This is a genomic window from Psychromonas algarum, assembly GCF_004376845.1.
Lineage (GTDB): Bacteria > Pseudomonadota > Gammaproteobacteria > Enterobacterales > Psychromonadaceae > Psychromonas.
The window spans coordinates 1-14,242 of sequence record NZ_SNUW01000017.1; the positions used below are offsets into that span (position 1 = coordinate 1).

General features: G+C 36.1%; 13 protein-coding genes. 6 read left to right on the forward strand and 7 right to left on the reverse strand.

Annotation, left to right across the window (positions count from 1 at the left end; all coding sequences use genetic code 11):
* From E2R68_RS12910 to E2R68_RS12940, 7 genes are all read right to left on the reverse strand, one after another.
* Positions 1-623 (reverse strand): transposase (locus tag E2R68_RS12910; RefSeq protein WP_445177089.1); only part of this gene is annotated, 623 nt, incomplete at its 3' end.
* 1,518 nt (positions 624-2,141) lie between these two features.
* Positions 2,142-3,383, reverse strand: coding sequence for an organoarsenical effux MFS transporter ArsJ (gene arsJ / locus E2R68_RS12915; protein WP_134278095.1), 1,242 nt, complete (start codon positions 3,381-3,383; stop codon positions 2,142-2,144).
* A gap of 24 nt (positions 3,384-3,407) precedes the next feature.
* Positions 3,408-4,409 carry an ArsJ-associated glyceraldehyde-3-phosphate dehydrogenase gene (locus E2R68_RS12920; protein WP_134278096.1) on the reverse strand — a complete coding sequence of 334 codons (1,002 nt, stop codon included), beginning with the start codon at positions 4,407-4,409 and terminating at the stop codon, positions 3,408-3,410.
* A 19-nt stretch (positions 4,410-4,428) separates the two neighbouring features.
* The gene (locus tag E2R68_RS12925; protein WP_134278097.1) at positions 4,429-4,758 is read right to left on the reverse strand and encodes a metalloregulator ArsR/SmtB family transcription factor; all 330 of its coding nucleotides are present in this window, start codon (positions 4,756-4,758) and stop codon (positions 4,429-4,431) included.
* 88 nt (positions 4,759-4,846) lie between these two features.
* Positions 4,847-6,232: an aldehyde dehydrogenase gene (locus E2R68_RS12930; RefSeq protein WP_134278098.1), complete on the reverse strand. Its 1,386-nt coding sequence runs from the start codon at positions 6,230-6,232 to the stop codon at positions 4,847-4,849.
* Positions 6,233-6,255: 23 nt separating this feature from the next.
* Positions 6,256-6,732: a phosphohistidine phosphatase SixA gene (sixA, locus tag E2R68_RS12935; protein ID WP_134278099.1), complete on the reverse strand. Its 477-nt coding sequence runs from the start codon at positions 6,730-6,732 to the stop codon at positions 6,256-6,258.
* 111 nt (positions 6,733-6,843) lie between these two features.
* Positions 6,844-6,984 carry a TIGR02808 family protein gene (locus E2R68_RS12940; RefSeq protein WP_134278100.1) on the reverse strand — a complete coding sequence of 47 codons (141 nt, stop codon included), beginning with the start codon at positions 6,982-6,984 and terminating at the stop codon, positions 6,844-6,846.
* Positions 6,985-7,216: 232 nt separating this feature from the next.
* Between E2R68_RS12940 and E2R68_RS12945 the strand changes: the two genes are divergently transcribed.
* From E2R68_RS12945 to E2R68_RS12970, 6 genes are read left to right on the forward strand one after another with little or no spacing between them, the layout of a single operon-like run.
* The gene (locus E2R68_RS12945) at positions 7,217-8,176 is read left to right on the forward strand and encodes an AAA family ATPase (protein WP_134278101.1); all 960 of its coding nucleotides are present in this window, start codon (positions 7,217-7,219) and stop codon (positions 8,174-8,176) included.
* The gene (locus tag E2R68_RS12950) at positions 8,176-9,117 is read left to right on the forward strand and encodes a DUF58 domain-containing protein (RefSeq protein WP_134278102.1); all 942 of its coding nucleotides are present in this window, start codon (positions 8,176-8,178) and stop codon (positions 9,115-9,117) included. The genes E2R68_RS12945 and E2R68_RS12950 overlap by 1 nt, the downstream gene beginning before the upstream one ends.
* A complete protein-coding gene (locus E2R68_RS12955; RefSeq protein ID WP_166738861.1) occupies positions 9,101-9,607 on the forward strand; it encodes a DUF4381 domain-containing protein in 507 nt (168 codons plus the stop codon). The genes E2R68_RS12950 and E2R68_RS12955 overlap by 17 nt, the downstream gene beginning before the upstream one ends.
* Complete coding sequence (locus tag E2R68_RS12960; RefSeq protein WP_134278104.1) at positions 9,594-10,577, forward strand: VWA domain-containing protein; 984 nt, start codon at positions 9,594-9,596, stop codon at positions 10,575-10,577. The genes E2R68_RS12955 and E2R68_RS12960 overlap by 14 nt, the downstream gene beginning before the upstream one ends.
* Positions 10,567-12,459 (forward strand): vWA domain-containing protein, encoded by a 1,893-nt coding sequence (locus E2R68_RS12965; RefSeq protein ID WP_134278105.1) that lies wholly within the window; start codon positions 10,567-10,569, stop codon positions 12,457-12,459. Before E2R68_RS12960 ends, E2R68_RS12965 begins: the two co-directional genes overlap by 11 nt.
* Entirely contained in the window at positions 12,459-14,156 is a 1,698-nt protein-coding gene (locus E2R68_RS12970) for a BatD family protein (RefSeq protein WP_134278106.1), read from the forward strand. The genes E2R68_RS12965 and E2R68_RS12970 overlap by 1 nt, the downstream gene beginning before the upstream one ends.
* Positions 14,157-14,242 lie beyond the last annotated feature (86 nt).

The following is a 14,242-nucleotide window of genomic DNA, read 5'->3' on the forward strand; positions in this document are numbered from 1 at the left end:
CGCTCGTAAGCGGAGGTATATTCAGACGTTTCAACACTGTCACTCATTTTTGCTCGCACAGGATTCAAATCAACGTAAGCCATGCAAGTGAGTAATGCATCTTCATCAAGTAGTGCTTGAGACTTGAATCGCCCTTCCCAAAAACGACCAAAGCACTCATCTTCTTTATTGGCTTTACGTGCAATAAACTCGTTTAAGCAACGCATAAACCATGAAATATCAGCGAGTCGACTCCGCCAATGTTCAATAATAGCCAATGCTGCTTTATTTTCTGCTTCTGATATTGTTTGCCCTGATTGCCAACGCTCAACTAATACAGGCTTGGAATACAACTGACACCAACGTTTACAAACTTCCTCATGGTTTAGATTATTATTGAATGCTTCATCTACATGTAACACCAGATGGTAATGATTGGACATAATAGCGTAAGCACAAATATCAATACTAAACAGCGAAGCAAGGTAATGCATTCGCTCAACCACCCATTGACGCCTATGCTCAAAAGATTTTTGTGTGTATTTATCTTCTCCACATAAGTAAGCGCGGCGAACACAGCGAGAAATACAATGGTAATAAGGTGTATCAGATAACGATACTTGCGATTGGCGAGATTGAGTCATAGCAAACTACCTCCAATATGCTGAAATAAGCCACTTTTAAAAGATAGTTTACGCTTTAAATTAATTCAAAGTAGATGGGTGTCCACTACTTTCCCTGCTCAATCAAGGTTATTTTTTGTACAATTAAAAGTAATTAGAAAAAACGCATAAAATGCGTTTTTGGGAGAAATTCTACAGCCTCAACGCCGTTTTAAGCGGCAATAAAATAGTTGGTTAAAATGGCGACGAAGGAGCAAAAACCAACTGTTTTTTGTCCGACTTGAAAACCCTTGTTATGTTTTACTGAAACTAAAACTCTTAGGTTAGCGGCCCACCAAAGGCAACTAAACTTGTTCCCAGTGCCTGAAATACATCAATTACTGAAGCTACTACACACTTTGCTTTTCCCATAATACTATCCTCCTTCTCAGGATTTTGGCCTGAGTCCAATGTTGTTAACATACGATTTTTGATGTAACTCAAAACCACCAACAAAGTACAGACAGCTAGGAACAAAACAAGCAGGGCAGGATTCGAACCCCCGCCACTAACCGTTAACCTAAAAGTTCTATTGTAAAACACCTACCTCCAATGAAAACATAACAGTATATTAAACAGAAAAATTCCATATTTACGGTGGATATACGGAATATTTTAATTTGTTAAAATATACGCTTTTGAAACACAAAAACAATATGTTACATAAAAAACAAAAAACTAGTCATGTGGATAGATAGAATTATTCCGTATTAGCAACTGAAATACGGAATCAATTAAAAAATACAATGTTAAAAGCAAAAATTAAATAATTATTCGTATGAAATTGGAATGATAAACAAGCGCGGCTACTACGACTCCTCTGTTAAGCTTTCCCAAGCAATTAACGCATTTTAGTAAAGCCAAGCAGGATGTTTGGATTAGTTGAGACTAGTGCATGGAGCGATTTATGGACAGCATAGTTATATGGGCGGGCTAAGCTCTGTGAGCCCTTTGCACGTCCGAAACGGTACGTTTAAAATGAATTAATTAATTGGGTCAGAAAGTGATTCGGAGTGCTTTTTTCTTTGGTTACGTTCTTTTAGGCAGCAAAAGAAAGTAACTTACCGGCAGGGCGAAACCACAGCAAATAAAAATCAACAAGCCACGACGAGCGAAGACGAGTTCACTCCTGAACCTCTAAAATCTGAGTAAATACCCTTTCCTACGCATAGGATTATTATTTAAAAGAACCAGGCTAAAGCCTGCGCCCCAAAACACCAGCACTTTCAGCAACAGCAAACAGGATGTTTGCTGTAAGTTCATTCGGCACATGGACGTGCAGTATGAATTCAGCGCTCCAAAACTAATCTTTGTTTTTTGGTTAAAATGCAAAATAAAGTGGAACGCTAAGAAAAAGATAATCACTTACAGGGAAAGCAAAAACGAGGCAACACCCAGCTAATATCAAAGCATTTTCTGCAAAACAAAAGCAAGCCGAAGCTTGCTTTATAACGTTGCGCAAAAAGTTATCTGTTTATAAGAAGAAAGCTTTAATAAAAATTATTCAGCTATCTGGATATTTGTATCAGCTTTTTGAACAGGTAACTTTAAAGAAATTATACTGGTAAGTAACAAAAATCCAAACGCGATCCACAAGCAAGCAGCAAATCCAGCTTCTTGATAAACCCATCCCGATAAAACAGTGCCTACTAAACGCCCCATGGCATTCGCCATATAATAGAAACCAACATCTAAAGACACGCCATCTTCTTTTGCATAGCTGATGATCAGGTATGAATGTAATGAAGAGTTAATCGCAAAAATAGCACCGAAAATGAGTAAACCAACACCGATAACCCATTGTACTTGCCAGCCTAATTGCACGCCCAATGCGAGAATACCGGTTACACTAGCCAGTAAACAACACCATAACAAAGCACTTTTCCCGTTTGGTATTGCCCCAGCTGAAAAATAAGCGGTAATACGAGGTGCAAAGCCTTGTACGATGCCATATAAAATAACCCAAGTCGCAATGAACGCGCCCACAACAGAATGCGACCAATCAAAAATACTCGCAAGATAAATGGGCAATGCCACCACAAACCAGACATCTCTTGATGCGAATAAAAATAAACGGGCTGCAGACAAAATATTAACAGGGCCTGACGATGAAAATATCTGTGAAAACTTAGGTTTAGACTTTGCTTTACCCAAATCTTTTTCAAGAAAAACAATGCTCGCAACAAAAACTAAGCTCAGTACCATTGCCATTGTTAATAATGCGAATTGAAAACCTAGCGTTGATAGCAAAAATCCACCAAGGAAAAAGCCAGCACCTTTGAGTGCATTTTTAGATCCCGTTAATACTGCAACCCAGTGATACAACTTACCTTGTTGATCACCCGGAATTAATGTTTTTATTGCACTTTTGGCACTCATTTTGTTGAGATCTTTTGCGATGCCAGATAACGCTTGTGCCATCATTACCCATGCAATACTTAACCAATCGCTAGGTACGGTTAATAATAACAAAGCTGCTATTTGTAAACCGAGACCAATATTCATGGTACGATTTAAACCAACTTTTGCACCTAACCACCCTCCAACAAGGTTAGTTACCACTCCAAAAATCTCATAGAAGAGAAACAATAAAGCGATATTTAAAGGGCTGTAACCTAACTGGTAAAAATACAACACCACCAGCATACGTAATGCACCATCTGTGATAGTGAAGTTCCAATAGTTAAAAGTAACTAATAAATATTGTCGTAACGGTTTATCCAGTTTTAAAAACCACTGCATTGTTTCAATCCTTTTTTGACGTATTTAAGCTAATGCTACTTTTTTCATTAACTCGGCAGTACGTGTCGCATAACCCATTTCATTGTCATACCAAGCGTATATTTTTAACATGCGCTTGCCGATCATCATGGTTGATAACGCATCCACAATGGTAGAACGTTGGTCACCACGATAATCAATAGATACAAGCGGACGTGTTTCAAAGCCTAATATGCCAGCTAATTCACCTTCTGCTGCTTCCGCTAATAGTTGATTAACTTCCTCCACACTCGTTTCACGATCAACTTCAAATACGATATCCGTTAACGATGCATTTGCCAGTGGCACACGCACTGCATGCCCATTAATTTTATCTTTCAATTCAGGGAAAATTTCAACAATTGCTTTTGCAGAGCCTGTTGTTGTTGGAATTAAGCTCATACCACAAGCACGCGCTCGACGTAAATCCTTATGCGGTGCATCTAAAATAGTTTGTGTGTTAGTTAAGTCATGAATAGTGGTAAAGGCAGCATTTGTGATACCAATTTTTTCATGGATCACTTTTACAATTGGCGCGATACAGTTGGTTGTACAAGAAGCAGCAGTGACAATTTTGTGAATGTCAGCATCAAACACGTGATCATTCACGCCAACAACAATATTCGCAATCTCAGGATGTTTAACTGGTGCAGAAACCACTACTCGCTTCACACCTTGCGCAATATATTTATCTAATAAGGTTTTATCACGATGTACACCTGTTGCTTCAACAATCACATCACAAGCAGACCAATCAACGGCATCGATATCTCTTACTTGACTAACTGCAATCGATTTCCCTGCAATCTCCATACTGCTTTCAGTACAAGTCACAGGATGTTCCCAGCGACCTTGGATTGAATCAAACTCTAATAAGTGAGCTAATGTTTTAGCATCACCAGCAACATCATTAATTTGTACAAACTCAACTTCTGGCCAATCAAATGCTGCACGCATCACTAAACGACCAATACGTCCAAATCCATTAATTCCAACTTTAATTGTCATGATTATTTCCTATCAAGATTTACGCATCTTTTTTGATGCTTTGGTAATTGTTAATATCTAGTTGATACTCTTTTTTAAGACAATTTGATGCAATCAAACCATCAATAACTTTACGCATCCACCCCGGTAACTCGGAGTTCACTTGGTAATAGACCCACTGCCCTTCTCGTTTATCTAACAGCACACCCGACTGACGTAAAATCGCTAAATGTCGCGAAATTTTTGGCTGGCTTTGCTCAAGTGCAACGGAGAGATCCCCGACACTGACCGAATTTTCTCTCGCAACCAGTATTAAGCAGCGTAAGCGTGTTTCATCGGATAACATTTTAAAAAACTGATTAGGTAACATATTTAAATCCACATATACGAATATCCATATATAATAAATAAAGAGAATGGTAAGTCAACTCTATTTATTGTTTATTCTGTATTAATTATTATTTTAAGATTTTCTTAAGCCAAAAAAGCTTATGTTTATAAGGAGGGTAAATAACGGGGAGATCAAACCAAGTAGCAGCTTTGAGAACACTTTTTTTATGTGAAAAACAATCAAAACCATGTTTCCCGTGATAACTGCCAATACCACTTAAACCAACACCACCAAAAGGTAAGTGAGGATTTACAAGGTGTTGTATACAATGGTTAATTGCCATACCACCAGCTTGAATTGCTGACGTAAGTTGCTCTTGTGTTTTATTATCTTCACTAAAAATATAAGCCGTTAAAGGATGACTAGGTAAAGAGTGAATAATATTAAGAATATCTTGATGCTCAGAAAAACTAAGAACAGGTAAAACAGGACCAAAGACTTCTTGTTGCATGATAGGATCGGTAAGTTCTACGTTTTCTAGTACGGTTGGCGCGATATAACAGTGTTCAATATCATACTGACCACCGACAATGGCTTTATCTGTATCAATCAACTTACTAATACGTTGCGTATGTTTGCTATTAATAATGCGTCCAAAATCTTCACTTAATCTCGCATCATCTCCATATAATATTTGAATACGTTTTGCTATTTTAGCTAAAAAATCTGATTTAATAGCATCGTCTACCAACACATAATCAGGTGCCACACAGGTTTGTCCGGCATTTAACATTTTCCCATACACGATTCGCTTAACAGCAATATCAAGGTTGGCATCTGCACAAACAATACAAGGACTTTTACCTCCGAGCTCTAAGGTCACCGGAGTTAAATTCTTAGCAGCTTGTTGCATTACTAATTTGCCTACTTCGGTACTACCCGTGAAAAAAATATGGTCAAATTTTTGTGCCAATAAACAAGTGACGTGTTCAACATCACCATTAATACAGGTTACATATTCAGGCTTAAAAATTGAGTCAATTATTTGTTTTAATACTCGACTCACATTAGGCGTTAATTCAGATGTTTTTAACACACAGCAATTGCCTGCTGCAATCGCGGCAATTAATGGAGACAAGGTTAAAGAAACGGGATAATTAAAAGGTGAAATAATTAAACATACACCCAATGGCGTTGAGTGTATGTAACTAGTAGCAGGTTGAGATAATAAAGGTGTTTTAACTTTTCTAGGTTTTAACCAATGTTTTAACTGTTTAATTGTTGTGCTTATTTCGTGTAAAACAAATCCAATTTCAGCGACATAAGATTCAAATTTAGGCTTCCCTAAATCGTCTGCTAACGCTTGTGTTAAAACAGCTTCATTGTTTAATATTACTTGCTTTAATAAATCTAACTGCTGCTGTCGATATGCTAAAGAGAATGGTTGATTAGCAACAAAAAAATCACGCTGTTTTTGCACCATTTGTTCAAAAGCAACAGTTAATGACATCATTAAACTCCCTTACTGCAAAAATACTAAATAATAATTTGAGGTACCGTAGTTAAACTTAATAATTGCGCAAAACCATCTTCATCATTTAATGATATGTGCCCTACAGCTGATGTTGAGAAAGCTGGTACACCAGCAGCAGGTGCTAACTCCCCTACAATATAACCAACTAAAGGTAGATGAGAAACAATCAATATAGACTTTAACCCTTGAGCTTGAAGCGCAAATATTTCATCGACCGTATCTCGTGCACTACCACTTGGTGTTAAACAAGGTAACGTTTGAATATTAGTAATGCCTTCAAAAAAAGGACTGACTGATTCCCAAGTTTGTTGAGCTCTAACGTAAGGACTGATTAACACTGCATCAAAAGAAACTTTTTGTTTAAGTAAATACTTCGCCATTAACTCAGATTCTTCTCGCCCAATATCTGTTAAATTACGTTCAGCGTCAGAATAAGCCATCATTTCAGCTTGCCCATGTCGCATTATATATATCTGCATAAATCATTTCTCCTGAGCAAAAAAAAGCCCCATTACTGTAATAGCAATGGAGCTTAACAATTATTTAATCATCCCTAAAGGATTGTTATGCATGGCATTCTCTTTGTGTGATTAATCTTCGACTGGAGTATCGCCAGAAAGTTTTAATATGCCAACGGCAACAAAAAATACGCCAATAAAACCTGCAATAAAGATAGTAGGCATAGCCATGTAACCTAACACGTGCCAAATGATCGATTCTAATTCACTCATTTTTCATTCCTTAAATAAATAATTATTGAATCTAATAAATGTAAATATACGTCAATATCATTTAAAAAACAGGATAAAAATCTACTTTTGAATGATCACTTGATCTATTACATCTTTACCTAAAAGCATAATCAAAAAATTCCTAAATTAATTTCAATGAAACTTTTGCCTCTTGTGCTTGTCTTTTATAGTCAGTATATTTTCTCGCAAACTAATAACGTAGATATTAAAAATGGCAAAACAACAATTAAATCAATTACGTCAATACTTAAATCAAATGATCTTAGGGCAAAGCGAGCTTGTTGATAGTTTACTTATTGCCTTGTTAGCAGATGGACATATTTTAGTTGAAAGCCCTCCAGGTTTAGCAAAAACACGTGCAATTAATGCCCTTTCAGACGGTATCGAAGGTGACTTTCATCGTATTCAATTTACCCCCGATTTATTACCTTCAGATGTAACGGGTACTGATATTTTCCGCCAAGAAACTGGACAATTTATTTTTGAAAAAGGTCCCATTTTCCATAACTTGATTTTAGCGGATGAAATTAATCGAGCGCCAGCTAAAGTACAATCGGCTTTATTAGAAGCTATGGCAGAACGCCAAGTTACAGTAGGTAAAACTACTTATAAGTTACCTGAATTATTTTTAGTAATGGCAACACAAAATCCATTAGAGCAAGAAGGAACTTACCCATTACCTGAAGCTCAATTAGATCGTTTCATTATGCACATACAACTTGATTACCCAGATGCAGAAACTGAACGAGCTATTTTGCAGTTAAACCAAAAAGAAATTTTAAAAGAAACGGTTGCTGAAGTGACACCATTATTAAATGAACAGATATTTAGTATGCGTGAAGAAGTTATGAAAGTAAGCATTGCAGAACACTTAGAGCAATACTTAATTGATCTTATTATTGCAACACGTGAGCCATCACGATTTGGTGAACAACTCCCTCAATGGATAAGTTACGGAGCCAGTCCTCGTGCTACATTAGCATTAATGCGAACAGCAAAAGCAAGAGCATGGTTAAATGATCGAGACTATGTCATGCCAGAAGATATTATTAGCAATTTATATCCTGTATTACGTCATCGTCTTATTTTAAGTTATGAAGCGGAAGCTCAGGGTGTAGACGCAAATCAAGTGATTCAAGAAATTATTAATCAAGTGGCAATCGCAGGATAATGAGCACTAATATTCCTTTTGTATTTACTGGTACGCCTTATACCACAGGTGTCAATGTTCAATTAACTGAATTACTCAGTTATAAACAGCATGGTAAATTATCATTAAATGCGAAACGTTTACCTGCATCTCGACAGTTAGCTGGCAATTATTTGGCGAATATCAAGGGTCGAGGAATGGAGTTTGCTGAAGTACGTCATTATCAAGCTGGTGATGATGTTCGCGCCATTGATTGGGCAGTTACCGCTCGCACAGGCAAAGCACATACTAAGTTATTCCAAGAAGAAAAAGAACGCCCTGTTTTTTTACTCCTTGATGTTTCTGATAGCATGATATTTGGTAGTCAATTAGTGTTTAAATCTGTTCAAGCATGCCATTTAGCAGCTTTATTAAGCTGGCAAGCCAAACAACGTAATGATCGTTTAGGCGGTATTGTGTTTAATCAACAAGAGGTAGCTGAATTAAAGCCAACCTCTCGCAATAAAGGGTTAATGGCATTTTTACATCAGACCCAAATTTTGTGTAAGAATGTTGCATTCAAAACAGCACAACAACAATCACTTTTGTCACAACTTAAGCGACTTTCTCATTTAGTACAAACAGGTAGTCAGGTTCATTTGATCAGTGATTTTTCTCAATTAGATGATGCCTGTTATAAATTAATTAATTTGATAAGACGCCACAACCAAGTCACCGTTTGGCAAATTAGTGATCCTCTTGAATCACATTTACCCAAACAAGCATTACAAGCAGGTTTAAAGATTAATGCAATCAAAGAGAGTGGTTTTTTACGCAATCAACGTCAGCAGAATTCTTATCAGGAAGCAGCAAGCCAACGCCAACAACTAATGGAAAGCAACTTATTAAAATATGGTATTGCTCATTATCATATTAGTTCTGCCATACCACTATTGGAGCAATTTAATGTCTACGCCCAATAATCCTTTTGAACAAATCATCATACCAAGCTCAGCCCCTTCGGCATGGCCACCAGCACCTATCTATTGGTTAATATTAGTATTGCTGATTGTTGTTATAGGTTTAACTGTATTTTTAATTAAGCGACACCTCAAAAAACAGAAAATAATTAAACAAGCACTATCAACATTAATACAGTTACAACAGAAACAAGTAACTTTTGCACAGTTAAATCAACTCTTAAAAGGGGTGGCTTTACAATATTATCCGCGTGAGCAAGTGGCTTCCCTTTCAGGTCAAGCATGGTTTATGTTTATACAGCAACATAGCAAACAAAAAAGCCAACTTTTATTTGAAGATAAAAGTACATTTTGTAAACGCTTATATCAGCAAGATAGCTTCTGTACTGAACAGGATTTTATAACGGCTAAACAGTGGATAGCAGAATTTCCAGCCCAGCTAATACAGCAACAAAAACAATTAAAAACAGGTAAGAAAAATGTTCGAGTTTAGTTACCTATGGGTATTTTTATTATTACCTATGCCTTTATTAATTCGCTTTTTTCTCTCTCCTAAAAAGCAAACATTTACACAAATTTGGATCCCATTAGCTGAAGGTTTACAGCAAGAAAAATCAGCAAAAACCAATCCATTGTTAAGCGTATTTATTCCTTGGTTATTATGGATATTGTTGCTTGCTACCATCGCTAAACCTATCTGGCTCGATGAACCTATTCGTATCCAGCAACAAAGCCGAGATATGATTTTATCCTTGGATTTGTCTGGCAGTATGCAAGAAGTTGATATGCCACTCAATGGGCAAACAGTAAACCGTTTAACCTTAGTAAAATCAATCGTTAAAGATTTTGTAAAGGAACGTGAAGGTGACAGATTAGGCCTTATTTTATTTGCAGATCATGCTTATTTACAAACACCTTTAACCTTTGATTTAAACACCATATCAACTATGGTTGATGAAACTCAAATAGGTTTAGTTGGTAATCAAACAGCGATTGGTGAATCCATTGCAATGGCCATTAAACGTTTTGTTGAAAATAAAAATGAACAGCGTGTATTAATACTCTTAACTGATGGGGCAAATACAGCTGGTAACATCAACCCTATTGCAGCAGCACAACAGGCAGCCAAAAATAACATTACCATTTACACCATAGGTATCGGTGCTGATGAAATGATGAAACGTACTTTTTGGGGAAATCAAAGAGTCAATCCATCAGCAGACCTAGACGAAAAAACATTAACGGAAATTGCTTCATTAACCAATGGCCAATACTTCCGCGCAAGAAACCAAGAAGATCTACAAAAAATTTATAATACAATCAATAAATTACAACCGGTAAACAGCGATGTTTTAGAATTCCGTCCAGAGAAGAACCTCTTTTTTTGGCCACTTTCTTTAGCTCTATTTATTTTATTAATCGTTGTTTTATCGTTAAAAATAAGAGGTAAAGATGAACTTTAACGATATGTTTATGGGCTCTCTCAATACGCTTGAATTTCTACGTCCATATTGGTTATTAGGTATTTTAGTTGTCATACTTCTGAGTTTATGGCGCTATCAACGTAGTAGAAAAAAAACGACGAATATCATTGCGAATCATCTTAGTGAGCATTTAGTCACTTTACCTGAAACAACCAAAAACAATCGTCTATTGCTAAATTCATTAGCCATTATTGCTTGCATTGCTTTATCAGGACCAAGTATTCGTAGTTTAAATATGCCAGTCTATGAAATACAAAAAGCACAGGTGATCGCTTTGGATTTATCCTTCTCAATGTACGCAACTGACATTAAACCAAACCGTTTAAGTCAAGCAAAATACAAAACAATTGATCTGTTAAAAAAATGGACTGAAGGTGATAAAGCACTGATTGCTTATGCTGGTGATGCTTTTACTATTTCGCCACTGACCAAAGATAGTAATGCCATCATCAATCATATTCCACACTTGTCACCGGAGTTAATGCCGATACGGGGTTCTCGTCCAGATCTTGCATTACAAAAAGCAATATCATTACTAAAAAATGCAGGCTACCAGCAAGGTCATATTGTTTTTGTTACTGATGGGTTTGATAAAACGAGCCTTAATAAAATGCAAAACATGGTCAAAGACAGTAACTGGATTGTGTCCGTTCTTGCAATTGCAACTCCTGCAGGCGCAGCAATTAAATTACCTGATGGTAGTTTATTAAAAGATCAAAAAGACAAAATTGTTATCCCCAAACTAGATAATAATACCCTCTACCCTATCACTTCTATCAGCGATGGTTTATACAAAACCTTTGATGTGAGAGGACAAGATATCCAGTCTTTAGCTGATTATTATCAAGATAAAAATAAGGTAAAAGAAAATAATAAAGATCAGAGAAATTCAGATAATAAACAATTAATTGACGACGGATACTGGATTGCTTTATTGCTAGTTCCTCTGTTTTTATTATTGTTTAGAAAAGGTGTTTTTTATGCGCTGTTATTAACATTAACATTGCCATTAACCGCTCATAAAGTAGAAGCATCGATATGGAAAAATGATCAACAAAACGCTTACCAAGACTTTCAACAAGGACAATATAAAGAGGCGAGTAATGCCTTTAAAGATCTGAGTTGGAAAGCAGCGGCATTATTTAAAGATAAACAATATAAAAAAGCTGAAGCAACATACTTAGATCAGCAATCAATTGAACCAAATAACGCGAATAATTTGTATAACTTAGGTAATGCCCAAGCGATGCAACAAAAGTATAAAGAAGCATTACAGAGCTTTAATCAAGCATTAAAAATAAATCCTGATTTTGAACAAGCACAAAAAAATAAAGCTGCTGTTGAAACATTATTAAAACAACAAGAACAAGAAAATAAACAGCAGCCACCGCAGGATCAAAAACAAGATCAGCAAAACGATAAACAGCAACAACAATCTTCTGATCAGCAACAAAATGAACAGCAAGAGCAACAGTCTTCTGAACAACAGCAAAATGAACAGCAAGAGCAACAGTCTTCTGAACAACAGCAAAATGAACAGCAAGAGCAACAGTCTTCTGAGCAACAGCAAAATGAACAGCAAGAGCAACAGTCATCAGAGCAGAATGACAAAGAATCAAAACAAGCAGACGAGCAAAAGATTAAAGCAGAACAGCAAACAAAAGAAGATGAAGAAGCAACTCCTGCCGCTGCAACAATTGAGCAACAAGCTACCAATAAAGAATATGAAGACTTACCAATCTGGTTAAAAAACATGCCAGATGATCCGTCTTTATTATTACGTAATAAAATGCAGCTTGAATACCGAAAACGATCTGCTAATCACCCCGTCTCACAACAAAACAACGGAGAAATCTGGTAATGCCGTTATTAAAAAAATATTTAAGTGGTGTATTGTTACTTTTATTGCTTATTAGCAACTCGGCTATTGCTGCCACCCAAGCAACGGCATCTGTCAGTAATAATAAAGTGTTTGTCGGAGATGTTTTTATATTAAGTGTTGAGGTCAATGATAAAGGCTCTGAATATCAAATTGATACCAGTAAGTTAGTCAATGATTTTACTGTTTACCGTCCTTCTCGCAGCGAGCAATCATCATATATTAATGGTGATTATACTAAGAAAACGACTTGGACATTACGCTTACAAGCAAACAAAGCAGGCACTTTCACCATCCCTTCTTTGAAGCTAGGTAAAGTAGCAACAGAAGCAATTAAGATTGAAGTTTCTGAGCCAGGTAAGCAGCAACAATCTACGCAAGATGATACTATTTTTATTGAAAATAGCGTCAATAAAACAAAAGTTTACCTAGAACAAGCCGTTACATTAACCAGTAAAATTTATATCTCAGAAAATATTATTAATGGCGATATCCAACCGCCTATATTAGAAGGCTCAAATATTGAGCGTATTGGAGAAGAGAACCAACAAACTCAAGTTGTCCGTAATGGTATCCGTTATCAAGTATTTTCTAATCAATATCAAATTACCCCCACTATTGCCGGTGAAGTGAGTATTCGTTCACCTTTATTAATGGGTTCAATTCATAAATCTGTGCGCGTCAATGATTGGCAAAACAAAATAATTCCTGATCCCGTTAATATAAGAGGTAATGATATTGCGCTTACAGTAAAACAAATGCCTGCTGGTTATAAAGGCGATTGGTTGGTCAGTGAAGATGTTCGATTAATTGAAAATAATGACTTACAAAAGCAAGAATATTTTGTAGGTGACCCGATCACTCGCAGTATTAGCTTACAAGTTGCATCATTACCTATTGATAAAATGCCAGAGATCCCTGTTCATTACGATAGTTCATTACGCTATTACCCTGATCAAGATGATCTGAAACAAGGTACAGTCAATGGACTTATATACAGCCAACGTACGATTACTCACGCAATTATTGCCAATAAAAGTGGTCAATTAACTTTGCCTGAAATAAAAATAGCTTGGTGGAATAGTACAACTGAAAAACAAGAATTTGCTACTTTGCCGGCACAAACATTAACCATAAAAGCGGCACCGATAAGTAAACACAATCAATACGCGCCAAATCAAGAGTTGCAACAGAATACCCCACAAGCAGAGCAACACATTAACAACAATATTCAGTATAAAGATAATTCAAAAGAACTATTAATATGGAAAATAAGCACCTTTGTTTTATTAATATTACTGCTTTTATTTATCCTTTATCATTTACAGGGCCATCACTTCAGCCAAAAGAATGAAAAGAAAATAGATGTAGATAGCAATCAGTATCTGCAATTATTAGCCGCTTTGAAAGAAGAGAAAGCAAATGAAGTTTATGCAAGTTTATTGCGTTATTTCCAATCACAGCATCCAAGTATCACGCAATTACAACAAATCAGTGCTTTTACTGAAATAAGTGAAGATGATAAACAACAACTTTTATACAACTTACAACAATTAGAATTAGCTTGTTCTGCACAAACGCACCAATGGGATGCAAAAACCTTACTAAAACTAATGAAAATGCACCAGAATTTAACAAAAAAACAAACAGACAAAAAATTTAATAATATCAATCCTTAACCACACCTCTATAAGTGAGTAAATTATATGCAGATTAATTTACTCATTTATTAAACTTCAAACTCACTTTTCATTAAAAAAGCCAG